15 protein-coding genes, 1 pseudogene and 1 riboswitch are annotated in these 26,953 nt (G+C 57.7%); of the genes and pseudogenes, 8 read left to right on the top strand and 8 right to left on the bottom strand.

The genetic code is table 11. From position 1 onward, the window contains the following. The coding region (locus tag PH547_RS21565; RefSeq protein WP_285169419.1) for an ATP-binding protein at positions 1-172 on the top strand (172 nt) is incomplete at its 5' end. Positions 173-245: 73 nt separating this feature from the next. Here PH547_RS21565 and PH547_RS21560 read toward each other — a convergent pair. Further along, positions 246-1,460: a tetratricopeptide repeat protein gene (locus PH547_RS21560; RefSeq protein ID WP_285169418.1), complete on the bottom strand. Its 1,215-nt coding sequence runs from the start codon at positions 1,458-1,460 to the stop codon at positions 246-248. A 128-nt stretch (positions 1,461-1,588) separates the two neighbouring features. Further along, the gene (locus PH547_RS21555) at positions 1,589-1,981 is read right to left on the bottom strand and encodes a hypothetical protein (protein WP_285169417.1); all 393 of its coding nucleotides are present in this window, start codon (positions 1,979-1,981) and stop codon (positions 1,589-1,591) included. Between the two features lie 864 nt (positions 1,982-2,845). Between PH547_RS21555 and PH547_RS21550 the strand changes: the two genes are divergently transcribed. The 6 genes from PH547_RS21550 to PH547_RS21525 all read left to right on the top strand — a co-directional run bounded on the left by PH547_RS21550 (position 2,846) and on the right by PH547_RS21525 (position 21,363). Next, complete coding sequence (locus PH547_RS21550; protein WP_285169416.1) at positions 2,846-3,658, top strand: helix-turn-helix transcriptional regulator; 813 nt, start codon at positions 2,846-2,848, stop codon at positions 3,656-3,658. A gap of 475 nt (positions 3,659-4,133) precedes the next feature. Further along, positions 4,134-4,709: a toxin-activating lysine-acyltransferase gene (locus PH547_RS21545; RefSeq protein WP_285169415.1), complete on the top strand. Its 576-nt coding sequence runs from the start codon at positions 4,134-4,136 to the stop codon at positions 4,707-4,709. A 348-nt stretch (positions 4,710-5,057) separates the two neighbouring features. After that, positions 5,058-5,609 (top strand): protein kinase family protein, encoded by a 552-nt coding sequence (locus PH547_RS21540; protein ID WP_285169414.1) that lies wholly within the window; start codon positions 5,058-5,060, stop codon positions 5,607-5,609. After that, the gene (locus tag PH547_RS21535; protein ID WP_285169413.1) at positions 5,609-18,286 is read left to right on the top strand and encodes a calcium-binding protein; all 12,678 of its coding nucleotides are present in this window, start codon (positions 5,609-5,611) and stop codon (positions 18,284-18,286) included. The genes PH547_RS21540 and PH547_RS21535 overlap by 1 nt, the downstream gene beginning before the upstream one ends. Positions 18,287-18,340: 54 nt before the next feature. Further along, on the top strand, positions 18,341-20,056 hold the full coding sequence (locus PH547_RS21530; RefSeq protein ID WP_483315568.1) for a type I secretion system permease/ATPase: 1,716 nt from the start codon (positions 18,341-18,343) through the stop codon (positions 20,054-20,056). After that, positions 20,053-21,363, top strand: a complete 1,311-nt coding sequence (locus PH547_RS21525) for an HlyD family type I secretion periplasmic adaptor subunit (protein ID WP_285169410.1) — start codon at positions 20,053-20,055, stop codon at positions 21,361-21,363. The genes PH547_RS21530 and PH547_RS21525 overlap by 4 nt, the downstream gene beginning before the upstream one ends. Before the next feature lie 131 nt (positions 21,364-21,494). Here the strand turns inward: PH547_RS21525 and PH547_RS21520 are convergent. Both PH547_RS21520 and PH547_RS33845 read right to left on the bottom strand, forming a co-directional pair. After that, positions 21,495-21,917 (bottom strand): annotated as a pseudogene (locus tag PH547_RS21520) (LysR substrate-binding domain-containing protein); the annotation flags it as partial. Between the two features lie 52 nt (positions 21,918-21,969). Beyond that, positions 21,970-22,185, bottom strand: a complete 216-nt coding sequence (locus PH547_RS33845) for an RNase H family protein (RefSeq protein WP_350223748.1) — start codon at positions 22,183-22,185, stop codon at positions 21,970-21,972. A 707-nt stretch (positions 22,186-22,892) separates the two neighbouring features. Between PH547_RS33845 and PH547_RS21515 the strand changes: the two genes are divergently transcribed. Further along, complete coding sequence (locus PH547_RS21515; protein WP_285169408.1) at positions 22,893-23,381, top strand: helix-turn-helix domain-containing protein; 489 nt, start codon at positions 22,893-22,895, stop codon at positions 23,379-23,381. A 129-nt stretch (positions 23,382-23,510) separates the two neighbouring features. Here the strand turns inward: PH547_RS21515 and ribB are convergent, their stop codons facing one another. The 4 genes from ribB to PH547_RS21495 all read right to left on the bottom strand — a co-directional run bounded on the left by ribB (position 23,511) and on the right by PH547_RS21495 (position 26,935). Beyond that, positions 23,511-24,152 (bottom strand): 3,4-dihydroxy-2-butanone-4-phosphate synthase, encoded by a 642-nt coding sequence (gene ribB, locus PH547_RS21510; protein WP_285169407.1) that lies wholly within the window; start codon positions 24,150-24,152, stop codon positions 23,511-23,513. A 119-nt stretch (positions 24,153-24,271) separates the two neighbouring features. Further along, a riboswitch (FMN riboswitch) is annotated at positions 24,272-24,417 on the bottom strand. Between the two features lie 99 nt (positions 24,418-24,516). Then, a complete protein-coding gene (locus tag PH547_RS21505) occupies positions 24,517-25,299 on the bottom strand; it encodes a glucose 1-dehydrogenase (protein WP_285169406.1) in 783 nt (260 codons plus the stop codon). Positions 25,300-25,400: 101 nt separating this feature from the next. Then, positions 25,401-26,141 carry a triose-phosphate isomerase gene (tpiA, locus tag PH547_RS21500; protein WP_285169405.1) on the bottom strand — a complete coding sequence of 247 codons (741 nt, stop codon included), beginning with the start codon at positions 26,139-26,141 and terminating at the stop codon, positions 25,401-25,403. 5 nt (positions 26,142-26,146) lie between these two features. After that, entirely contained in the window at positions 26,147-26,935 is a 789-nt protein-coding gene (locus PH547_RS21495; RefSeq protein WP_285169404.1) for an SDR family oxidoreductase, read from the bottom strand. Positions 26,936-26,953: the final 18 nt, after the last annotated feature.

The following is a 26,953-nucleotide window of genomic DNA, read 5'->3' as shown; positions in this document are numbered from 1 at the left end:
CTACGGCCGCCGATCAACCATCATCACCAGCCAACTTCCCGTATCGGCATGGCATGGCGTCATAGGAGACCCGACTTACGCCGATGCCATACTGGATCGCCTCGTTCACAACGCTCATCGCATCGAATTGAGCGGCGATAGCCTACGCCGAAACCTGCCCCGAAAAGCTTGACACCCTGCCTAAATGAACTGACAACAATCATCGCCTGCAGACCCCACTAAAAAGGGGCGAGATCATCCCGGAATCAAGGGGCGCAATCATCTCGGAACAAAGGGGCGGCTTCATCGGAATCGGCAGTCTGCATAGCCTTCTTCAGGTCTACCAAGGCGAGGTCTTGTTTTCCGGCTCGGTGGTAAGCCTCCGCCCTTGAGCGATAATAGGTGAGATTATTGGGATCTGTCTCAAGTAGCTTGCTTAAATCGCCCGCCGCAAGGTCATACTGCTTCGTCCTAAAGTAAAGGCGGACGCGCTGTTGTCGTGCCATCGCACTGTCGACAATAGCCAAGAGATCGCTGCAAACTTGGATTGCATGCAAGTCGGATTTTTGATCTAAGCCGGTGGCGGCGAAGCTGCAGTCAAATTCCGACGGTATCGTTTTGTTGAGGAGAGCCCCCAATGCTTCCCGCCCTTCCGCGCCGTTAGGATAGGCCGAAACTGCAGCGGTTAAGTCCAGCCGCGCTTTCTCCTTGTTGCCCATTTCCAGATAAATGCGACCCCGCTGCGTGAGGGATACGCTGAGATCGATCTTGAACTCTGTGTCCGTAGGGCTCACTTCTACAGCGCGATCGGCAAAAGCCAGAGCTTGCTCAAGCTCGTGGCGCGCAAGATGAATCTCGGCCATCATTTGCAGGACGTCAGGTCGCGGAGGTGCCATGGCGAGAAATTTCTCGCAATCCTTCAAAGCAAGATCGTCCTTGCCCGTTCCTTTGTAGGCGCTGCCCCTGAAAAGATAGACGAGTGGATCGTCAGGGCTGATCGCTGCCGCCGTGTCAAGATCTTCCAGTGCAAGCTGATATTGCTTGGTTTCAATTAGATAGCGGCCTCGCAACAAATAGGAGCGCGCTTGTTTCGGTGCGAGCTCCACGACCTTGTCGAGATCCGTTTTCCGTTGTGCCGCGGCGTTCTGCTTTTCGATGGGGTTCGGTGAAGTACCGGAGATAATGTCGTTAATCCGGGACCGTATGTCGTAGGCTGGGACGAGAAGCGGATCCAGCCTAGTAGCCCGGTCACAATCGATAGTGGATAGCCGAAATGGCGATTCTTTAAATTGAAGTCCGCATCGATCAGCGAGTGCTTGCGCGCGTCGAGATGTATCATTCGTCGCCTCAATTAGCTTGGCACAATCGGCTAATGTCGAGCAGAGTTGCGGCGCTGGTAAGTCGATCGAGCCTGCATGAGCATAGCTCACTCCCGCCAAGCCGATAATGCAGGACATAAGAATATTTTTGGGCAGGGTCATTCAATAATCTCGCGGATGCAAATTAGCCGTTCGCCGAATAAACTGGGATGTTACGAGCGATTTCAAACTTGTTCGATTCGTCAGTTTCAAATCTCGTCAGAGTGGGGTTTGCGGTGGTGATGAGGGGATCAACGAGTGATTTCAAGGCGCTCGATGTAGTCGTCGGCGATCCCATAGTGGCTTTCGTCGTGCATGCTTAAAAAATAGCGAAGCTCCTCGATGTAAAATCCGTGCTTCTTCCAGTCGGAGCTTTCGCAATCCAGTTGCCATGCACGGCCCTTAAGAGATGGATGGACAACGCTGGCCTCGATCGGTTGACCAATCTTACAGGAGGTTTTCCACGTGCCAGCTGTTGGCGATGTCCCAGTCTCGAAGGAAAAAGAGGCTCCCGCAGCCCATGTCGAGGCGTCCAGCGCGAATGCTGACGTAGTCGTTATCCTCTGGTCTCCCGAAGGTCCGAGATATCCCCGCGTGTTGTCTCTTGATTTCAACTGCGCGGGACCCATCAATTCACGATCCATGGTGAAATTCGTGTAGTCTTGCTTCCGGTGTCTCGTGCCAATGTGCTTGCTCGTCGTGAATCGTGAACTGCGGATGAGGATTCGCAGGCGACATATAGCAGTCAGCTTCTGGGGCAATGAATTTCACCTTTCCCGTTCTCAGAAGCTGTTCGATCAACCAAAAAAAGGCCTCCTCGTGCTCCTGGAACGTTAAGTGTTGGTTTCCACGCAGAACTGAGCCGGTTAGGCGCATAATTTCCATTGAGAATTGAGCCATGTGAACCTTCCCCCAACGCGGAGAGCGACGGGGGCAACGGAGTGATCCACATGGGACTTTTTAAACATCATCCGTCGGATGGCACTGCGCGAGAAGTTGTCGGTGCGCGAGATCAACCTCACCGAATTCACCGGAAAAGCTAATGCACCCGGCGACGCTGGCCTCGATAGGCCCTCAAACTATGGAGCAGGCCAATCAGTTCGCCCGCTTCAATGTCTATAAGAACCTAAGGCCTCCCATATTAATGATCGCTCGGGCGAGACTCCAATCAGCGTTATACTTCTGTCGGGCGCGCTCTAAGCTTGCCGACATTGTCGGCGAACTGCCAGCCATTGGCCGAATGTTTCCTGGTCTGGTTCCCGAAATACACTTCGCACTCACAGATAGTGTTCCGGAAAGCGCTGTTCGTTGCCCTTTATAACCACTTTTGTGCAAACGAGAGAGTAGTGGTTCGTTAAACCGTCAGACCCACTTGAAATTGCGTATTGCCGATCTCATCTCTCGCCTGAATAGCATTGAGACCGGTGGGTTTTTGGTGGCTCGCTACAGGTTCTCAAATTTTTCTGTAAACCTGACGTAAAAGAATTTTCGAAAACCAGGCTTGAATAATGAGCTATAACGCTTTTCTGATTCATGATCGTTCCGCAATCGAACGTGCTCAAACATATGATGATGTTTGTCGCTCCCTCTACGAGCTTCGTGAGCGTTATGGAGCTGCGAATGTGATTTACAATGCTTCGCGCTCTGGGAATTCCCTCGGCAGCTCGCCCCTCATGCTTGGAACATGCGATCCATCGTGGGTGAAACAATACTGCGACGAACGGTTGGCGGAAATAGATCCGATTGTACTGGCAGCTCGTCGTTCGATGTTGCCAGTGGAATGGAAAAATGTCGACCAATCCTCTCGCGCTAATCGCTATTTCTTTTCACAGCTTGACCGATTCAATCTTGGCCGCCATGGCGTCACGATTCCCCTTGAAGGTCATGGCGGTGAGCGCGGGTTTATAGCGATGAGCCATCACGGGAATGAAGATGATTGGCATACTTGCTATCATCAACACGTTGCCGAACTCACCTATCTTGGCCGGTACATTCATGATCGCATGCTAGCGATAAGAGAAGGTCCTCAGGCACGGGGAACAGCTAGACTCTCAAGACAAAGCGCTGCTTGTCTCGATCTATTAGCGCGCGGAAGCGATGCTGCGGAAATCGCCTACACGTTGGGCCTGTCAGTCCATACTGTTCGTAAACATCTCAATCGAGCCATGACGACCCTTGAATGCAAAACGAAAATGGAAGCTGTGCTCAAGGCGGCAAGACTGGGTTTTTTGCCAAATGCCGTTGGGTTTTTGAGCGCGGTGGTTATGTCGGGTGCTATGCTGGATGATATTTTCATTGATCGCATGATCATGTGGATTTAGTTGCCCGCTATTGCGTCGGAACAATAAATTTATCTGCTAATATAGATTTATGATCAATAATTTATCAAATTATGTGGTCAATTTTGGTACCTTGCGTCATAGCTGACCTTGCGTAATCTCATGCCACGGGCGGTCTTTCTTTTCCGCCGTGAACGCCGATGGATCGAATGGAGCAAAATATGACACATAGCCGGATTGGCGGGCCTATCCGCTTGATCCAGGACCGCTCATTTTCTGGCGCATTCGAGTGCCATCGGCTCAGGCACCGGCTCGTTTGAACCGGCGTGTAGGGCTGGAGTTCGAATTCGGACAGTAGTCGTGTCATCTGTTCTCGTCGTATTTTTTCGCCTTAAAGGCGCAAACAGGAAAAATTTTACTTGCAATTGTAGACTCAGTTTTTATCTTTATGCGTTAGTAACCTCTGCCATAGTTACAACTTTAGGGACTTCCTGCAGCAGTTTAATTGGGGGAAAATATGAACGCCATTGCGACGGAAGTGCCGTCAAAGCTAAATCAGAGCCAGATTTCTGAGGAGACCAAGCAAAAGCTTGCGGGAGCCAAGGCGGCATTGCAATCGACCTTTGGACAAGTTGTTCTCGCGATGAGTTCCGTTCCTCGGTACCGCAGTCAGATGATTTCCGATCTGTCTCACCTGGTGATCGATCCTCTTATTAACGACCGTGTTGCGATCGCTACCCCAAAGACGGCAACCGGCATCGAGCCGCCGGCAATTGCGATTTGGGCAACAGTGGGCGCCGAGGTTGATGCGCGAATTTCGGAGCAGACAAAAGCTGGCGTATTTCCAATCCGGTTGAAGCCGGAGGACTGGAAGAGTGGCGAGATTGTGTGGCTGTTAGATGTGATCGCCCCGACGCGCGAGCTCGCAACGCTGGTGCTGACGCACTTCCATCAGGTTGCCAAGCAAGGTAACATTAAAATCCATCCCATGGTCGCGCATCTGGTCGACCCGGAAGTTCTTGCCAAGCTGTCCGCGGGCGCTTCTGCGCCGTTTGATGCGGTCGGCGACGAGCCCAGCAAGCATCTGAACTGACGCCTCGATCGAGGCGCCAGCATCTCATTTTCAAGTTAAATTTTGTGCGAGACAGGCATGTCGATACGGCATGGCGTAGCTATTACGACGGCTAGTTCTACTCTGCCCAATGAAGCCTGGGGCAGGGATAGATTTGCAGTGTGTATAATAGCGCAATTACTCATCAATCGTGTCCGGCCTTCTTCGGCGCTTATAGTTAGAAAACTCCTGCTAATACTGTGGGGCACCATTCTATTGACAGGTTGCCAGGGCGAGACTGCGAGCGTCCGTTATCGTGTCATCGCAGGCGTTGAGGTCGATGGGAAACCTGTCGAAGCCTCGACGGTGATGGAGGTCCGCTATAGTCGCGTGACCCAAAGCCTTACGGGGGCAGGCGGCGCAACCAGGCTCTATGGCGAGACGCTGATCTTTGACCTACCGGGCAGAGGCACTTTCTACATCCTTCCGGTCGAGCATGAGAAGGGCGGTACACTCGCACAAATTTGGGAGAAGGCAATTCTCCTGACACTCGGCATTAAAAGCAGCATCGGCATGCTTCAAGACGCCGACTTTGATCGTATGAAGGCTGCGACCGGGAGAATGCCATTTCGGATGTTTGGTGGAAACCGGTATCCAGCATTCATCGCCTTTCGAGACGAACAAAATCCAAAGACGATTTACGAGATCCAACCACGGGATCTTGGGAGGGTCTTTCCAGGTGTCCGTTTTACAGGAATCGATATTCAAATCACAGACGAACCGGTGACCTCCAAAATACGTGATCGGCTGCCTTGGCTGAACACTCCCGTTGGCAAGCAAGTCTTCGAGAGAGACCCGCCAGGCCACCAGCGGTCGTATCGGGACAGTCCAATCGGATTTCTCATTACAAAAGCTCATTTTTTCGGTGACGGGAGCAGATGATGACTGCGACACATCAGGACGTAATGCTTGCGCTTCTCTCGCTTGATGCCTATTCGCGAGGAACAGTGCGCCAACTTGAGCGCGGCGGAGCCGAGCTCAGCCACAACATCGGCACTGCAACTTGGAGCAGGGTATCCGATGAAATTGATGGGGCGTTGGCGGCCGGCTTCAGTGCATCGAGCTACACATTGGCTTCGGGCGAGACCGTTATCGCCTATCGCGGCACCGATTTTTTCACGAGTACGTTGTCACCCCTCGAAACAATCAAGGATATCCTTGCCGGCTGGATGAGTTCCTTCGATGTTCTAGGGGCGGATGTTGAAGGCGTTGGCCTTCAACCATACTACGCGGGAGAGTTTTACAAACTGATCACAGGTCGGGAGCTATTCCCTGATTTAGGGGAGACAACCCCACCGACAGGAAATGTTATCATAACCGGTCACTCGTTGGGTGGCAGTCTCGCGGGCTACGTGTCGTCGCTCACCCACGACCAAGCGGTGATTTTTAATGAGATTCCGTATTTAGGCCTAGCCCTCACCGCCTCCTTAAACACCTTCATAGAAGGTATCGAAGAACAAGCGGACCCAACGGTTGTCTACCAACAGCTTGTCGACATTTTGAACGGCAATGGACTGAGCCTCCCTGGTCTGAACCTGCCCTATGCCACAGACGTCACCTCGTTTCGCACAACGGGCGAGATTGCGACATTCGCGCGTTTATTAGGCCCCTTTCTTGGCTTCCTCGCACAGGACTATCTCCCTGAAGATGTCGCTGCAAGCCAGGCAATTGCCGCCGCCGCGCTCATCTACGGCAACACCGCGGATGCGCAGCAGGGGGTCGTCTACCTCAATTCGTTCGGCGGCTTTCGCAACCCAATCGACCTGCATTCGCAGGGCTTGATGGTATTACTTACCTATGCTGATTCTGAAAATCTGGTCGACTGGCACGCGATCGGAGCGCCGCTTCTTGACGCACTGTTCAGCACCGACGTTGCACTAGCTGTCGGGGTAGACAAGCTTGGAGGTTACGCGGAAGCCGCTGCCAGGCTGATGGATATCTTGGCATACTCCGTCCTTGACGAGGGCGCGCTCGTCTTTGGCAATACCGGCGCGAAAGCCTTGTTCGATGATGCAAATGCCCTCGGTCAGCTCGTCGACGCGGATAAGGCGTCCAGGTTAGTAAAAGATGCCATGCCCGGTCTAGCCGATACACTCGTGCAATTTGCCGGGCTAATGGCCTTGAGGGAAATCGATTATAAGAACGTCGATTCCGCCTATCATCCTGAAAAGGGGATCATAACCCTCACCGACGCGAGCGGGAGCGAAGTCAACGATGGGGCAACCGCACAGGTATTGACGGTAAATGTCTCACAGGATTTGTGGGGTGTTGGAAAGGTCGAGACGGAAGACGACGTCATAAAAATCGTAGGTGTTCAAACCATCCTCGAGGGCCTCTACAAAAAAGGATTGGGCGCCGTTACCGAGTCCCTCATCTCCTCTGCGATGCAGGAACTTTACACAGATCCTCATGCGGACCATTTCTCGGTTTACGAGGTCATTGGGGCGCTCGAGTTTTCTCTTTCGGATGACCCACTCGTCTTGACCCTCGGCGACACTGCTGATGGCTATGATAAGTACCATGCCGGCCTTTTCGCAGCGACCGACGGCGACGACCAGATCACGGGCAGTGACGAGAACAATATCATCGCCGGCGGCGACGGTGATGACACGCTGACCGGACATCTTGGTCGCGACCTCTTGGTGGGCGGCAACGGTTCCGACAATTTCATCGATTCAGTTACCGTCGCCGATCATCAGACCGGCCGTCAGAACGAAAACGACGTCTACATTGGCGGAAACGAGAATGTCGGGCTCCTGACAGATTTCCTCGAATGGCTCGTGGGCGCAACCGAGACCGACACAGTTCGTTATACGGTCGACAACCTGATCGAAGACAATCCTAATACGCCCGTCGACGAAAGCGCTCTACAGCAGGAAGGCGTCAGGGTCACGGACCTGAAGGTCAACCACGACTTCGGCGGTATCGAGGCGCTTGAGGTCACCGTCGAGGATATGGCGACCGGAAAGGCAGGCACAGACACGCTGGTGTCGATCGACAAGATCGAACTTTCTGATCGTGCAGACGAACTGATCGTGACCGACGAGGGGCTTGATGCCCCGATCCTCATCGACATGGGCAAGTCAGGACGCATCCAGTCCGAGCTGCCGGCCGGCGAGACCCTCAGCCCCAACGCCTTCATCGAGAAGGTCGATGTTGTCGACTATTCCGGCCTGTCGCACGGCATCAACTATCTGAACGGCGTCACGTCAAACCACGATGACGTCGACACTCTCGACAACATCTTCCAGTGGCAGGGCTACGACCAGGAGCTGAAGACGATCGTCGACTATTTTGCAAATGGGGCGCTCGGCTACAACAACGCACTGCACGTTCAGGGCGCCGATCAGGTCAAGCTCAGCGACCACGACGACGTGCTGATCAGCGCCGACTTCGGTTCGATCATCACGACCGGCGAAGGCCAGGACAAGATCTGGTTCACCAATGGCATCGGTGTGACGGACCTCAGCGCTGACGACCGCATCGCGCTGGGTGGTGTGCTGACCCTTTATGGTGGCCTGAAAAACGAAGCGTCGGAGGACCCCTATGCCTGGGGACCCTATGGAACCTCGTACGGTCTCAATGCTGAGGGTGAACTCGTCATCCGCAATGCTTTCTGGCATGTTACCAACCCCGACGGGACGCCGTCCGACGAGGTCGCGACCATGTATGTCCTCAACTGGAAGGACAGGACGACACAGGGCCCAGGCGGTCAGGGCGAAGTCGGGCCGGGTGGGATTTTCCTCGCCGAATATCACATGTCTTTCGTACGCTTCCGCGACATTACGCAGGATATGAAGGGCCAGTATTCCGTCCTTGGCGAGGGCGCCTTCGATATTCTCGGCCTGATGATCAAGACGATGACGGGTCATTACCCCTGGGGTGGGCAGGATCCGCTCGTCCTCGACCTCGACGGCGATGGTATCGAACTCACCGCGCTCGATCGCACGAAGTCCAAGCTCGACCTCGACAACGATCTCTACGCCGAGTCATCCGGTTTCGTCGGCAAGGACGACGGTGTTCTCGTCCGTGACCTGAATGGTGATGGCAAGATCACCGGTTCCGACGAGATGTTCGGCAACGCCACCACTTCGGGCCTCGCCGCACTCGCCCTTCTCGACGGCAATCACGACGGCAAGGTCGACGCCAACGATAGCGGACTCGCAGACTTTAACGGTGATGGTGCGGTTACCGCGGCCGACAGCTTCTCCTCACTTCTCGTCTGGCAGGATGCCAACGAGAACCACCGCACCGATGCTGGTGAACTCAAGAGCGTCGTAGAGCGTGGCATTGCCTCGATCAACGTGACGCCCAACACCGGAACGGTGCCCCAGGTCGTCAATGGCAACACGATCGCCAGCACCGCAGGCTATACGCTCGCTGACGGTACGGTTCGCACGATCGCTGATGTGCTGCTCAAGCTCGACAACCAGAACACCACCTATGTCGGTGCCCCGATCCAGGTCTCGCAGTCGGTCCTCGACCTTGCCGACCTCAAGGGGCGTGGCACGCTCGTATCCCTGCATGAGGCAATGAGTGTTCTTCCGGCCGCTGAGACGGCCGTGCGTACTGCAGTCCAGACGCTGACCTCGCCGGTCCTGTCGGCTTTGCGTGAAGCAATCCGGCCGATCCTGACGGCATGGGCTGAAGGCTCTCCGGTCAAGATCAGCGCTGATATCATTACCGGTGCCGCAGGTCTGAGCACCTATGACGACCTTGCGATCGTTCGCAAAGACGGAAATGTTGTCGACTACGCCTGGGGCGTTTCCGCTTCGGGTGACGGAACGTCCGACATTCCGGGCATCCGAATGGCCTCCGGGGTCATCGTCTCGAGCAGTGAAGGTACGTCGGGGCGCGGCCAGCTCTCCGACCTCCTGTCGCAATGGACAGGCGCTGGTTCATCGAATGTCGTCACGACTGGAACGGAGCTGCATAATGGCGTTTCGGTATCCTATCTCGATTACCGCAACGGTGATGACTACTTTCGTATCTACAATTACCAGAAGGCTGACTGGAGCAGCGCTCTCGCATCGTCGACCACTCACACGCTCGGCAGCGGCGTCGTCATCGACACTGTCGCAGGCTCGGACTTCTCCTTCTATGAACGGTTGATCGGCGAGTCACTCCAGGCCTTCTTCGATATCCCGGATTCGGCGACAAACGGTTACAAGGCCGTCGCTGCCTTTCTCGATAAGATGGACGACGCCCTCAACCTCTTCGCGGTCCGCTTGGCGGTGCAAAGCGGCCCCCTTGCGCATTATTTCGACAGCATCGACTATAATGCCCAAAGCGACGGCTTCACATCGAAGAGCGGCTCTCAGATCGCCGCCGTCTTCACCGCGCTCCTTGTAGACGCCGAGCAGAGCAGCAACGCCGCGTCATGGCTCACCGAATGGAAGCCCTTCTTCGACGTCTTCCTGTCGGACTATTCCCGTGGTTCGGCATCGCAGAAGAATACCTACGCGTTCTTGGCACAGAACATGCTCAACGCGGTTGAGCAGCATGCCGGCGGCATCTCGGTTGTCGACTTCGCACGTGCCTTCGGCATGGCGCAGGATCTGTTCTTCACGGGAACCGGCGAAGTCAATGGCAGCGGGCAGGACGATATCCTGATCGTCGATGGTGGCGAAACGGTCGTGCGCGGCGGCAAAGGTTCCGACAACTATGTCATCGGCAAAAGCTTCGGCTCAACCGAGATCTTTGATGACGATGGTATCGGCGGCAGCGTCGACTCGGTCCGCTTCTCCGCCCACAATGCCGGCGACATTATCGCCTCGCGCGACGGCATCGACTTGCTTTTGACCGATAAGGTCACCGGCGCCGTTCTGCGCATCACCAATGAGTTCGAAGGGCGCTGGCCCGGCTCGATGGTCGGCGACGTCTCGCGCGACTATGGCATTAACCAGATCGTCTTCAAGGACGGCACTGTCTGGACTAAGGTCGATATCGCCGAAGCGGTCTCCAAGATCGATGACGCATCGACCCACATCGTCGGCACCGCCGATATCGACGTGCTCGAAGGCGGCAAGGGAGACGATCTGCTGGAAGGCGGGGGTGATACCGATATCTACCGCTATGGCCGCGGCGACGGCAAGGATATCGTTCACGACTACGAGGACAATGCCTTCCGCAACGACCAGGACATGCTGCAGTTCCTGGACGGCATCCGCACTGGTGACCTGATCTTCCAGCGTGACAGGGCCTCGGCTGACCTCGTCATCCGGTTCAAGGACCACCCGCTCGACCAGATCACCATCCAGGGGCAGTTCGCGGCGACCTATACCGGCGTCTACGGCACCTGGTACATGAGCCGCATCGATCTCTTCACCTTTGATAATGGCACCAGCCTAACGAGCGATCAGGTCGCAAACCTTGTGTTGAAGGCCTACTCGACAGACGGCAACGATCAGCTGTACGGCATGGAGCGCGAAGATATCCTGCGGGCCGGCAAGGGTGACGACTTCATCTCCGGCGGAAACCAGAACGATCTTTACCTTTATGCCTTGGGCGATGGACACGACATCATCCAGGACTCCATGACCAATATCCTGTCCGGAACCACCGATGTGCTGCGCTTCGGTGTGGGGATCGACAGAGACGACATCAGCTTCGGTCGGGTGGATGGCGAGCGCAATTCCGTCGTCATCTATGTCAACGGCGAAGAAGGCAGCGTCACCTTACGCAACGAGTTCTCCTATGCTGCCTCAGGCGTTTTCGGAGACATCTTCTTCGATCGCATCGAGAGCATCGAGTTCACATCGGGCGATCAGAGCATCGCCTGGTACCAAATCGCGACCGCGGTCATTGCTGGGCAGAAGACCGATGGAGGCGATGTCATCGACGGTTTCGATATCGATGACGTACTTGATGGTGGCGCTGGCAACGACACACTTTACGGCAACAACGGCAACGACACCTATGTGTGGGGTCGCGGCTACGGCAACGACAAAATCCAGGAGCGCGGCGCCGGCGCCCTGAATGGTGGCGATTCCGACAAGATCATCTTCCACGATTATGTCACCGCCGATGACATCGTCCTTTCACGGACACCTGGGGCTAGCGATATCATCATAACGCTGCAGGATACGGGCGAGACCCTGACCCTCATCGAGCAAGTATCTTATAACGCCATCAATTACCGCCCCGATCAGGTCGACGAAATCCACTTCTCGGATGGCGCAATCTGGTACGCGTCCGACATTCGCGCCCACTACCTGCTCGACGCCAAGACCGATGGCGACGACCACATCTACGGCTTCTGGACGAACAACACGCTCGACGGGGGCGCCGGCCACGACATCCTGGAGGGCGGCGACGGTTCCGATACCTATGTCTTCGGTTATGGCTATGGCCATGACGAGATCCGGGAAACCTACGGGATCGTTACCTATGATGATGACGATGCGGTTCGGTTTGCGGCAGGTGTCGATGTCGACGACGTCACCTTCCAGCGGTCGGGCGAATACGATTTGCTGATCTCGCTTGCCGGCTCGAGCGACACGCTTCTGATCACCAGCGAATTCTATGTTGGCGTCTGGGATATGAACGACGTCGAACGCTTCCTGTTTGCCGACGGCACACAGATCACCAGAGAACAGATCAGCCAGCGCATGATCGAAGCGCAGAGCACGTCCGGCGACGACACGATCAACGGATTCGAGCTCAACGATACGATCAATGGCGGTGGCGGCAACGACATCATCAACGCGGGCAAAGGCGCAGATTCGATCACCGGCGGCCGAGGAAACGATGTCATCGATGGCGGCGGATGGAGCGACTCCTATTATTATAGCCGTGGCGACGGCAACGATACCATCGTCGACGGTGACTGGAGCGGTGGTAACGACCGTCTCTTCTTTAAAGATGTAAATTCGAGTGAAGTCTCGCTCGTGCGCAACGGCAACAGCCTTCTAATCGTCATTGCAGAGTCCGCTCCCGGCGTTGGGGACGGCGGATCGGTGCTGCTGAAGGACACGATCGACGGCTTCTACGAGCGCGGCATCGAGACGATTTCGTTTGCGGACGGCATCTCCTGGTCGCGGGATGTCTTCGTGCCGATGGTTATCAATCAACAGGGCACGCCCGGCAACGACACGATCACCGGTTCAAACATTGCCGACACGCTAGCGGGCGGCAAGGGTGACGACATCATTAACGGCGGCGGCGGCTATGATACCTATGTCTATGCCCGCGGTGACGGCAATGACACGATGTTCGACGGCGACTGGAGTGGCAATGGCGACCGCCTGCTGTTCGTCGATATCAATCCGAGCAACATTTCGCTCCTTCGCCAGGGTAACAGCCTCAAGATCCTGATTGCTGAGACTGCACCCGGAGCAGGCGATGGCGGTTCGATCCTGTTCCAGGACACGGTCGACGGCTTTTACGAAAAGGGCTTCGAGACCATTCAGTTTGCCAATGGCACGATCTGGACCAACGACCAGGTTCGCCAGATGCTCGTGGATCAAGCGACCACCGCAGGCAATGACACGATCAACGGCACGGGCCGGGGTGATATCCTGCGCGGCGGCGTCGGTAACGATACGTTGAACGGCGGTGGCGGCAGCGACGCCTATGTCTATGCCCGCGGTGACGGCAATGACACGATGTTCGACGGAGACTGGAGTGGCAACGGTGACCAGATCCGCTTCGTCGACATCAATCCCAATGAGGTAACGCTCGTTCGCCAGGGCAACGATCTGAAGATCCTGATCCGAGAAAGTGTTGCGGGGGCGGGCGACGGCGGTTCGATCCTGTTCCAGGACACAGTCAACGGCTTTTACGAAAAAGGCTTTGAGACCATTCGCTTTGCCAATGGCACGATCTGGACTAATGACCAGGTTCGCCAGATGCTGATGGATCAGGCAGCGACCGCCGGCAACGATACGATCAACGGTTCGGACAGGGCCGATATCCTGCACGGCGACGCTGGAAACGATACGCTCACCGGCCGCGGCGGCAGCGACCTCTACGTCTGGGCGCACGGCGATGGCAGCGACACGATCGTCGAAGGAGATTGGTCTGGCACCGGCGACCGCCTCCAGCTCTCCGACGTCAACCCGCAAGACGTCACCTATCTTCGCAATGGCAACGATATCGTAATCGTCATTCCCGAAAGCGCACCTGGCGCTGGCGATGGCGGTTCAATTTCGCTCCCCTATTTCCTGGACGGCTATTACGAGCGTGGCGTCGAGAGCGTTCTCTTCGCAGACGGCACGATCTACACGCGCACCGAAATCCTGCCGCTATTGCCGATCATTCCGGCAACTGCCGGCAACGACAGCATCGACGGCTCGAACGGCGCCGACACCTTTGAAGGGGGCCGTGGCAACGATGTGCTGAACGGTCTTGGTGGTAACGACACCTATCGCTACTCGCGTGGCGACGGTGCCGATACGGTGATCGAGGGCAGCGCCGGCGGCAACGATGACCGGCTGGTGTTCACGAACATCAATTCCGCCGAGGTCTCGCTGTCGCGCAATGGTATCGATCTGACCATTACGATCCCGAAAAGCACGCCGACCGCAAATGATGCGGGAAGCGTTCTTCTACGCGCCGCTTTGGATGGCGACCAGGGAGGTGTCGAAACGGTCGTCTTCGCCGATGGCGTCGAGTGGACGAAAAACGATATCAGGGTGAAGCTGCTCGGCGCCGTCAGCACCACCGGCAACGATACGATCACTGGCTTCAGCAGCGGCGACGATATCACGGGTGGTCTCGGCAACGACACGATCAACGGCGCCGGCGGCAATGACGTCTACCATTATGCGCGCGGCGACGGTAACGACATCATCACCGAAGCGGCTGCCAGCGGCATGGCCGATACGCTCCTCTTCAATGGAATCGTCGCGAGCGACGTTAGCTGGGGCCGCAGTGGGGCTGATCTCGTCCTGACGATCGCTCCGAGCGTCGCGGGCGGAACGGACGGTTCGACCATTACGCTGAAGGGCGCGCTGGATGCGAATGCCGAGCAGGGGATCGAGCGAGTTGTATTTGCTGACGGAACGGTCTGGGCGTTCATCGATTTCGCCTCGAAGGTCGTCAACGTGGCTGGCACGACGGCGGCGGAAACGGTGAACGGCACCAACGGCTCCGATATCATTCGTGCAAACGCCGGCAACGACGTCATCAACGGTGGCGGCGGCAACGATGTTTACCTATACCAACGTGGTGACGGCAACGACACGATCAACGATGACGCCAATGGCGGTTCAAATGACCGCCTGGTCCTTGCCGATATCAACCCCGCGTCGGTTTCACTTGTTCGCAACGGTATCGATGTGTCGCTCGTCATCGCACCGACGGTGGCAGGTGGCGCCGATGGTGGAACCATCCTCATCAAGAACGAACTCGACGAATATTACGCGCGCGGTCTTGAGCAGATCGTCTTTGCCGATGACACAGTATGGTCGAGAGCGGACCTGCGGACAATGGTTCTGCAGCAGGCTGGCACCGCCGGCAATGACGTCATCGACGGCTTTAACATCGCGGATACGATCAGGGGCGGTAAAGGCGACGACAGCCTGAACGGTCAGGGCAGCAACGACACCTATCTTTACGCCCGTGGCGACGGTAACGACACGATCACCGAATGGGATAGCGCCGGCGACGACGATCGTCTGGTCTTCACTAACCTCAACGCGAGCAACGTGTCCTTGGTGCGTACCGGCATCGACCTGAAGCTGGTGGCCACCGAGAGTGCCGTTGGCGCAGGCGACGCCGGGTCGATCGTCCTCAAGAACATGCTGGACGAATATTACGCGCGCGGTGTCGACAAGGTGGTGTTTGCGGATGGAACGGCCTGGACACGGGCGGATTTCCGAACCAAGGTCCTGCAGCAAGCCGCCACTGATGGTAACGATACGATCGACGGCTTCAATGTCGCCGACACGATCCGGGGCGGTAAGGGCAACGACAGCCTCAATGGCCAGGGCAGCAACGACACCTATCTTTACGCCCGTGGCGACGGCAACGACACCATCACCGAATGGGACAGCGCCGGCGACGACGATCGTCTGGTCTTCACCAATATCAATGCGAGCGACGTGATGCTGGTGCGTACCGGTATCGACCTGAAGCTGGTGGTCGCCGAGAGTGCCGCCGGCGCCGGCGATGCCGGGTCGATTGTCCTCAAGAACATGCTGGACGAGTACTATGCGCGCGGTGTCGACAAGGTTGTGTTTGCTGACGGAACCGCCTGGACGCGGGCGGATTTCCGGACGATGGTCCTGCAGCAGGCCGTGACCGCCGGCAACGATACGATCGACGGCTTCAATGTCGCCGACACGATCCGCGGCGGCAGGGGAGACGACAGTCTCAACGGCCAGGGTAACAACGACGCCTACCTTTACGCTCGCGGCGACGGCAACGACACGATCACCGAATGGGACAGTGCGGGTGACGACGATCGCCTGGTATTTTCCGACATCAACGCAAGCGACGTGACGTTGGTGCGCACCGGCATCGACCTAAAGCTGGCGGTCACTGAGAGTGCCGCCGGCGCCGGCGACGCCGGGTCGATCCTGCTGAAGAACATGCTGGATGACTATTATGCGCGCGGCGTCGACAAGGTGGTTTTTGCCGACGGTACGATCTGGACGCGGGCGACGATCCGCACCAAGCTGCTGACGCAGGCGGCCACTGACGGCAACGATACAATCGACGGCTTCAACGTCGCCGACACGATCCATGGCGGCAAGGGCGATGACAGTCTGAACGGCCAGGGCAACAACGACACCTACGTCTATACCCGCGGTGACGGCAATGACGTGATCACCGAATATGAGAATGCCGGCGGTAGCGATCGGCTGGTGTTTGCAGACGTCAATGCTGCCGACGTGACATTGGTGCGCAATGGCAACGACGTGACCATCGTGGTGGCCGAAAGTGCCGTCGGCGCTGGCAACGCCGGCTCTATTACGCTCAAAGCGTCCTTGCAGGACTATTATGGACGCGGCGTCGACGCGATTGTCTTCGCCGACGGCACTAGCTGGTCGCGGGCCGATATGGTCGCACACGTGGCTTATGTCGGAGGAACAGCCGGCAACGAGACGATCAACGGATCCTCGGGCACCGACGAAATTCGAGCAGGCGCCGGTAACGATACGCTTGTCGGTGGCGCAGGAAACGACACCTACGTCTATTCGGCCGGAGACGGCAACGATATCATCGATGAGCAGACGTCAGGGACCGACAGCGACATCCTTCGACTCAACGATCTTTTGCGGAGTGACGTGCGGTTCGAGCGGACGGGATCGGCTGTCAACGATGTGATCATCCGCGCGCTTTCGACCGGAGAGACGATCATGCTCAAGAACCAATTCAACCTCGCAGGCGGCGTCGAATCGATCGTCTTCAAGGACGGTGAGGTTCTTGGGGGTGCTGCAGGTGCGCTCGACACGGCGTTCAAAGGTTTGGTTGTGATCTACGGGACGACAGGGAACGATACGCTCGCCGGCACTCCTGATGGCGACACCTTCATCGGTGGGGCCGGTGACGACCGCTATAACAGCGGTGCGGGCAGCGATGTCTATCTCTATGCCAAGGGCGAGGGCAGCGACTATATCGACGACCAGTCGAGTTCGACGGTCGATGTCGACGCCCTGCGCTTTAGTGACCTGAATGCCAGTGATGTCACATTCAGCCGGTTAGGGGTCCACACTCTGATCACAGTTAATGAGACAGGGGCGGTCATCACACTGGACGAGCAGCTTTCGTCGACGACCGCCAATTGGGGGGTGGAGCGCATCCAATTTGCCGACGGCACAGTATGGGACAGAACCCAGATCGAGGTAGCATCCTGGATCCGGGGTTCGGCTGGCAATGATACGCTGACTGGCACCGCGGGCAATGACACACTGGGCGGCGGTGCAGGCAACGACATCGTCAATGGTGCTGCCGGCAATGACACCCTCCATGGCGAGGTCGGCAATGATACGCTCAACGGCGGCGATGGAAACGATGCTCATTTCGGCGGTGACGGCGACGATCTTCTAATCGGTAATCTTGGCATCGACACATTTGACGGTGGTGAGGGCAATGATACGCTCGACTTCACCTATTACACGACCGCCAGCCACACGATCGATCTGGCTGCGGGTCTGGTGACCTTCTCGGACGCATCGCCTGCCGAGCAGATCCTGAACATCGAGAATGTGGTGGGCGGCGCCGGCGTAAATGATATCCGCGGGTCCGCGGCTGACAACAAGCTGGATGGCGGCGCCGGCAACGACGTGATCTCGGGCAATGACGGTAAAGATACCCTGATCGGCGGTGCTGGCAACGACACGCTGACAGGAGGATCGGGCGACGATGCCTTCGTCTTCAGGGTTGGCTTCGGTAAGGATACGATAACGGACTTCGTAGCGGGCGCGGCAAGCCACGACTCCATCGATGTCAGCACCAGCCTCTTTGCCGATTTCGCATCAGTGATGGCAGCCGCGACCCAGGTGGGTGCGGATACGCTGATTACCTATAATTCCAGCAATGTCATCACGCTGAAGAATGTTGCATTGACAAGCCTTCATCATGACGACTTCCACTTCACCACCGCCGCGTGATGAAAGGCATTCGTCTTGAGCAGTAATCGGGAACAACCGTCACAAGTCTTTCTTGTGGCGGTCCTTTCATCGCTTCGGCGGGCCTTCCTCGGTGTCGGCGTCACGAGCTGTGTCATCAATATTCTGGCGTTGACCGGTTCGTTCTTCATGCTGCAAGTCTACGACCGGGTCATTCCCGGTCGCAGCCTGCCGACGCTCGTCGGCCTCGGCATCATCGCAGCCACGCTGTTTATCTTTCAGGGCGTGCTGGAGTTGATCCGGTCGATGCTCCTGGTCAGGGTGGGAACGGCCATCGATGAGCGTTTCGGCGACCGCGTCTACGGTTCGCTCATCCTGTTACCATCGCGCATACAGATGCCGGGCGACGGGCTGCAATGCGTGCGCGATCTCGATACGATACGCGGCTTTCTATCGGGGCAGGGGCCAACGGCGCTTTTCGACATGCCGTGGATGCCGTTTTATCTTGGTCTTTGTTTCCTCTTCCACTTCTGGATAGGAGTGACGGCACTTGCAGGCGCCCTTTTGCTCATCGGTCTGACAGCGCTTACCGAAATCCGCTCACGCGCACCAGCAAAGGAGGCGGCAAGGCTCGCGGCCGAGCGTATCACCCTTGCCGAAGCTACCAAGCGCAATTCGGAAGCCGTGCTTGCCATGGGCTTTGGTCATTTCATCGGCGAGCAATGGGCCGGTCTCAACCGACGTTATCTCGCCAACCATGTTGCGGCGAGCACCGTTACCGGCGGGCTGGCGACGGCGTCAAAGATCCTGCGCATGATGCTGCAGTCGGGCGTTCTCGCCGTCGGTGCCTATCTGGTGATCAACCAGCAAGCGACAGGCGGGATCATGATCGCGAGTTCGATCCTCGCCAGCCGGGCGCTTGCGCCCGTGGAGCTTGCCATAGGTCAGTGGAAGGGTTTCGTCGCAGCAAGACAGAGTTGGGCGCGTCTGACCAAGCTGATGACGCTGATGGCATCGCAACAGCGCGAGATTGCCATGCCGGCGCCACGCGAAAGTCTTGCCGTCGAGAACCTGCATCTTGGGGCTCCTGGTGGTCGCAATCCGATCCTCAAAGGCGTCTCGTTCGGTGTCTCGGCAGGTGAAGCGGTCGGCGTGATCGGCCCGAGTGCGTCGGGAAAATCGACTCTCGCGCGCGCCATCACCGGCCTGTGGCTTCCGCTGAGTGGCGCTGTCAGGCTCGACAAAGCTCTACTTTCGCAATGGGAGCCGCGCGCCCTCGGCCGCCATCTCGGTTATCTGCCGCAGGATGTCTCGCTCTTCGACGGTTCAATCGCTCAAAACATTGCCCGCTTCGATCCGGCCGCCAATTCCGAGGCCGTCATCGCGGCCGCAAGGGCCGCCGGCGTCTATGACATGATCGTGCAGCTTTCCGACGGGTTCGATACGAGGGTTGGTGAACACGGATCGGTTCTCTCGGCCGGACAGCGGCAGCGCATCGCGCTTGCCCGAGCCCTTTACGGAGATCCGTTCCTAGTCGTGCTCGACGAACCGAACTCCAATCTCGACGCCGACGGCGAAGCGGCACTGACAAAGGCGATCTCTGGCATCCGTGCAAGGGGAGGGATTGCAATCATCATCGCCCATCGGCCGAGCGCGCTCGTTGCTGTCGATAAGGTCCTTGTCATGGGCAACGGCCAGATGCAGGCGTTCGGTCCAAAGGACGAGGTACTGAGCAAGACGACGGCAAGGCTGCCGAAAGCTGCCCCGCAGCCCGTGCGTCTCCTGGTCGGCGGGGAGGAGGCAGGTTCGTGACAGAGATCGGAGGGCCATCGGCGGAGCGCGCTATCAGTAAGCTGACAGTGGCAGCCCTCAGCGTCGTCGTGCTGCTTGGTGGTGTCATGGGAGGGCTTGCGGCAACCACGCATCTGTCGGGTGCCGTGATCGCCACCGGAACGGTGGTCGTCGACACATACGTGAAGCCAGTGCAGCATCAGAAGGGTGGGACTGTCGGCCAGATTTTCGTGAAAAACGGGGAGCTCGTGGAAGCCGGCCGGATCCTCATCCACCTGGATGATACGCAGACGCGCGCCAATCTCGCGATCGTGCGCAAGCGTCTGAACGAGCTTTCAGCCAGAACCGCGCGGCTGGAAGCCGAACGCGATGGAGTCGACGTTATCGAATTCTCCGAGGAGCTACTGAAAAAAGGCGACGATGCTGACGTCAGCCGCTCGATTGACGGGGAGAAGAGACTTTTCGCCGACCGCAGGTCCTCGCGCACGAGCAGGAAGGCGCAATTGCGAGAGCGCATCGAGCAGCTAAAACAGGAAGCCGAAGGTCTGGTCTCGCAGGAAACCGCCAAGCGGCAGGAGATCGCGTTGATCGAAAAGGAGCTGACAAGCCTGCAGCGCCTCTTCGACCAGGGGTTGGTTCCCGCAAATAGGGTCTATGCTCTCCAGCGGGAGGCGGCAAGCCTAACCGGCGAACTCGGCAGCCTCGTTGCCAACGAGGCGCAGACGAAGGGCAAGATCACCGAGACGGAGCTTCAGATCATCCAGATCGACGACGACCAGCGCAGCGAAGTCTCAGATCAGCTCCGCCAGGCAGAAAGCGATATCGGCGAATTTTCCGAGCGTCTGGTCGCCGCCGAGGATGAGCTGCAGCGCATCGATATCCGCGCGCCGCAGGGCGGCATCGTCCACCAGCTCGCCGTTCACGCACCCGGCGCCGTCATAGCGCCCGGAGAAGCGATCATGCAGATCGTCCCGGATCGCGATGCGCTGGTCGCCGAGGTCAAGCTTTCGCCGACCGACATCGATCAGGTCAGCATCGGCCAGGCCGTGCATCTTCGGTTTTCCGCTTTCAGCCAGCGTAACACGCCGGAACTTAATGGTATCGTCACAAGCGTAGCAGCTGACCTCACCGCCGATCCACGGTCGGGTCTCAGCTACTACGTCGTGCGTGCCAAAGTTTCTGACGGCGAATGGCAGAGGCTGGGCGAGGTAACACCACTGCCCGGCATGCCGGTCGAAGCCTTCGTCCAGACGGGGGAACGCACAGCTCTCGCCTATTTGACGAAGCCTTTCATGGATCAGGTCGCGCGTGCCTTCAGGGAGGAATGACCGGATCCTGACGGTTTACAGCGGCTGCGTCTCAGTCGAACGAGAATACGACGGTTCGTATCTCATCAAGGCGGCAGGTCTTTGTGGCATCGCTCATGCGGCGAACGATGCCAATCGGATCATAGAAATCGCTATATTTTCCCGGTAGCCATTTCCTTTGCCAGTTCGGCTATCACCGAGCGCAACCACCTGTGGGCTGGATCGTGGCGGTAGCGAACATGCCAAGCCATCTCGACCGGAAAAGTTCCGAGATCGACGGGCGTCGGAAGCACCTTTAGGCGCGGATCGCCTTCGAGGCTCTGGCAGACCAGCCTCGGCAGCGTCGCACAATAGTCCGTGACGGCAAGCATCGCGGGCACGGCAAGGAAGTGGGTGACGGAAACGGCGACCTCGCGCTTGAGGTTTTGTTGTCCCAATGCCTGGACGAGACCGACGCGTAGACGGCCCGGCGGGAGCACGTTTACATGCTTGAGGCTCTCATACTGCTCTCGGGAAATGCTGTCTCCGACGTCCGGATGACCCTTGCGCATCACGCAGGCAAGCCCATCGTCCAGATTTTCAGAAGTCTGTTGCAGCCGTCGACAACGTAGTGGGAATCGCACCAAATCACGACCGCTCGCGGATTTCTGAACCTTCGAGCCATTCAAGTGCTTGCAGCAGGGCCAGGACTTCCATCTGCCCGTTGCCCGGGGCCGCAACTCGCCCACAATTCGAGGTCACCTCAATTCCACCGCGATAAACCACGAATGCCCAGCCACCGGTTTTCGTGGTGGGCGAAAAGGAGCCATCGACGTAGACGTGGAGACTATCCAGGAGGGTCAAGCTTTATACCAGTTGTCGTCCAAGTTACTTCAGATTCCGGTGAGAGTACATCGATTGAGGAATTCGCTAAAGCTCACCAAGGGATCCATCCTCGCCAATGTCCAGCAATATTGGTCGCGCCAATTGTGACGGGGACTAAGCGACAGCTCAACTGGCTTCCACCGTCCGCGATGGCCGCTGTTTTAGTCTTTGAGAAGGAAGGGGGCGCCGGCGGGCGGCGTTGTTGCACGAGCGGTCGCTTGGACGCAGGAAGTTCCATCCACGAAGGAGCACGGGAGCCACGGCCGGGTGTCGCGAGCGCATCGTCGCAAATGGTAGGTTTCCTTATCGCGCTTCGAATAGCTCAGCACGTCATAGTATCTGCAAAGCGCGGATCTGCTGCTCTGCGAAGTACCGCGTGTTTCCAAGGTGAAGCCATTGAATCTTGTATAGAATTCGGTTGCGAAGCAAACTGAATTCCACTATCTTTTTCTGCGAGGCAGTACGCGCTGCCTTGGGGCTGCAAACCCCTGCTAGCGGTTGGTGTCGGCCGGTACGGCACCACACTCCTTGACCTTTGCGGTCGGGGAGCCTGTGGCGTATGTCCAGGTTCCTCGGAGCTAAAGGCCATAGGGCCGTCTAGCACGGTTTGCACTCCCCGATCAGTGGGTTGAGCGAGTTTTCAGCGGGGGCGTACCGCATGAAACTCTCCATTCGGGGTGTCGACCATGAATCGCCGTACAGCCGCCGCACAAATCCGATCGTCGAGACGTGGGCAAAGCAAGCAGCCGACCATTGAAAGCCAGTCAGCCCATCCCGTCGATCTGCATGTCGGACAGCAGATCCGTATCCGCCGCATACAATCGAATGTATCGCTCGGCGATCTTGGCGCCGGCATTGGCGTCAGTTTCCAGCAGGTGCAGAAATATGAAAACGGCAGGAACCGCGTCAGTGCATCCATGCTCTATGAGGTCGCCAAACGCCTGAGGGTACCCGTTGCGAAATTCTTTGAAGGCCTGCCCGATCCTGAAGGCACACAGGACCCGCAGATCGTGACCGAGGTCGATGACCGCATCGCCTATATCTCCACCGCGGAAGGCCGCCGTCTCATCGAGGACGTTTTGCTGCTTCCCCCGCGTGTCCGCAGCCGCGTCGTGGCGCTGGTCAGTTCCATTGCCGATGAAGAGATGGAAGAGAGGCCGGACACCGATCTATAGCGAAAGCAAAGGCGCGATTGTTGCGAGCGGATTGCACGAGCTCTTGTCTAGAAAGGTGCCTCCGCCAATCGCAGACACACAACAATCTTTTGCAACAGAACGCGCCATGTTGGCATCTAGTTTGAACGATTAGGCGGCCGACATTTCCGGTGTCGCCAGATCGCGCTGATCATTCAGGTAGGCGATCAGATCTTCAATCGTCACCAGGAGCAGGCCGTGCCGCTCGGCAAACTTCTCAAGATCGGGAAGGCGAGCCATGGTGCCGTCATCATTGGCGACTTCGCAAATCACGCCAGATCCGGAGCGCCCCGCAAGCTTTGCGAGATCGACGGCTGCCTCGGTATGGCCGGGACGTCCAAGCACGCCAGCCGGGTGAGCGCGCAGTGGAAAAATGTGCCCTGGGCGGGCAAAGTCGTCTGGCCGCGTGCCCTTGGTAACGAGGGCACGAACCGTCGCGGCGCGATCGGCTGCAGAAATCCCTGTCGTCGTTTCCGGAATGTAGTCGACGGACACCGTGAAGGCGGTCTTCAGAACCTCGGTATTGCGTGGAACCATCAGGGGAATGTCGAGCTCATCCAGCCTTTCACCTTCCACGGCCACACAGATCAGACCGCGCGCATGATTCATCATGAAGGTAATTGCCGCAGGCGTCACAGCATCGGACGCAATCACAAGGTCGCCCTCGTTTTCTCTATCCTGGTCATCAACAACAACAACGATCTCGCCGCGTGAAATCGCCGCGATTGCATCTTCGATTTTAGAAATTGCCATGCACTTTGCCTTTCAAGGGTTAGCTGCCTTCGCAGCATCCAAGACTTCTTTCGAAGTCACTGTTTATCCCTTGGGCGAACAAGCCTGCGGACGCGCAACAACACCGGTTGCGCTCGCACGGTTGCTCTCTTCCATCCGGACTTTAACCGTCGGCCCCGGCCTCTCACCGGGTCTGCTGACCCTCCGCGATTTGCAGAGGCGCTCGCGGGCTCCGAGTTTCCTCGATACCGCCGGTGGGGAGTTTCACCCCGCCCTGAGAACGCTGATAAGATAGGCGATCGATATGGCCTCCCGCAAGAGGGCAGTTTTCCTCTCACTGTCTTTTCTGCGACACAACCGGTGAACAGATTGTTTTCTCATGAACTCAGGACATGATGAGACCGCCGTCGACATTGATCGTCTGACCTGTGATGTAGGCCGCATCATCGCTCGCGAGGAAGGTGACGAGACCGGCGACGTCTTCGCCGGAACCGGCGCGCTTCATCGGAATGCCTGCGACCCACTCCTTCATCAGCTCGCCCGGACCGTAATTGCCAAGGAGCTTACCCCAGGCCTGATCATTATAGGCCCACATGTCCGTCTCGATGATGCCCGGGCAGAACGCATTGACGGTTATGTTTTCGGTGGCGACTTCCTTTGCGAGGCTCTGAGTGATCCCGACCACTCCCATCTTCGAGGCGGCATAGTGCGGCGTATAAATGAAGCCGTCTCGTGCCTGTCCCGATGCGGTATTGATGATGCGTCCGCCGCGGCCGTGTTTGCGCATGCGCAGGATCGCTTCCTGTGCGCACAGGAAAACACCCTTGGTGTTGACGGCCATGACCTTGTCCCACTCGCCTTCGGTCATGTCTTCAATCCGCGCGATTGTAATGACGCCGGCATTCTGGATCGAGACATCGACAGTACCGAAGGCATCTTCCGCAGCATCGTAAAGGGCCTTCACGCTTGCCTTATCCGTGACGTCGCCGACGAAGGAGATCGCTTTGCCGCCATTCTTCTTGATCTCTTCGGCGACGAAGTGCACCGACTCCTCATTGGCGGAAACGACGAGATTTGCGCCCTCTTTCGCAAAGCGCCGTGCGATGGCGGCGCCAATGCCCCGGCTGGCTCCAGTGATGACGACGGTCTTGTTTTCGAAGCGGTTCATTCGGATGTCTCCCGGTCCACCGCCGTGCTTCCTGGCAAACGGCGCTTAGCAAAATAAATCTTCAAGGCCGTCCCGTCGGCGGCCAACCATCGGGCTCGCATTCAGGGGACAGCACGCAGTATCGCTGCAAAATCCGATGCCTTCAGCGAGGCTCCCCCGATAAGCGCGCCGTCTACGAGGGCAATGGCAAATAGCGACGCCGCGTTCGATGGCTTCACGGAACCACCGTAAAGGAGCCGTATCTCGCTGCCCTCCGCGCCAAATCGCTTGATCAGGGCTCCGCGCAGGGCGGCGTGAACTTCGGCGATTTCGGCCTCCGTCGGAACGCGGCCGGTTCCAATCGCCCATACCGGCTCGTAGGCGATAACGGTGTTGGCAGCGCAAGCACTGTCCGGAACGGACGCCGAAAGCTGGCTTTCGACGACCGCAAGCGTCATGCCGCCGGTCCTCTCATCGTCGGTTTCGCCGACGCAGACGATGGCCGTCAGTCCGGCGCGGTAAGCCGCCGCCGCTTTTGCGGCGACGAGAGCGCTGGTCTCATCATGGTTTGCCCGACGCTCCGAATGGCCGAGGATCACACAGGTTGCTCCGAGATCGGCCAGCATGTTCGCGGAAACATCGCCCGTGTGGGCGCCCGACGGCGAGGCGTGACAATCCTGCCCGCCGATCCGCAATTTTGAGCCGCGCGCTATCGACGCGGCGCGGTCGATAAGGGTGGCGGGTGGGCAAATGATGGCTTCGGCCTTGGCGTCATCGGCGGCGGCCGCGATGGCGACAATCTCGTTTAGGTCCGAGAGCAGCCCGTTCATTTTCCAGTTTCCGGCGATCAACTTGTGCGGCATCGTCATCACCAGCAGCAGAAACCGCCATCGACCAGCAGGTCGACACCCGTGACAAAGCTTGACGCGTCCGAAAGCAGAAATACGGCGGGACCAACCATCTCATCGACCGTCGCCATGCGCTGCATCGGCGTCTGCTCTTCAAACAGCTTTGTCTGATGGACCATCTCCGGCCGGGTGTTCATCGGTGTCGCCGTATAGCCGGGGGAGATCGTGTTGACGCGAATTCCGCGGTCGACCCATTCCATTGCCAGGGACTTCGACATGTGGATGACGCCGGCCTTGGACGCGTTGTAATGGCATTGGTTCAGGCCGCGATTGACGATGACGCCCGACATGGACGCGATGTTCACGATCGATCCCTTGCCCCTCTTCAGCATCGAGCGCGCTTCGGCCTGGCAGGACAGAAAAACCCCCTTGAGGTTGATGTCCATCAGCGTCTGATATTGCTCCTCTTCCATCTCCTCGGCAGGATTGGCATTCGCGATGCCTGCGGCATTGAGGGCGAGGGAGAGGGGGCCAAGTTCGACATCCGCCCGTTCCACCGCTTCGGCAAGCGCTGCCTTGTTTGTCACATCCGCGGCAAGCTGGATCGAACGGCGTCCAGCCTTGCGAACGAATTCGGCGGTCTGCGACAGGCCATCGTCGTTGCGGCGGTCAAGCAATGCGACATCTGCGCCGCATTGAGCCAGACCGATCGCGATGCGCTGGCCGATACCGCTACCGGCGCCGGTCACAAAGGCAACCTGGCCGGAGAGGTCGAAAAGCTTGGGAGCATTCAGAGTGATGTCGGGCATCGCTCTTCCTTTCTTGAT

The organism is Rhizobium cerradonense, assembly GCF_030182455.1.
Lineage (GTDB): Bacteria > Pseudomonadota > Alphaproteobacteria > Rhizobiales > Rhizobiaceae > Rhizobium.
This window is presented reverse-complemented; position numbering and strand designations above follow the sequence as displayed.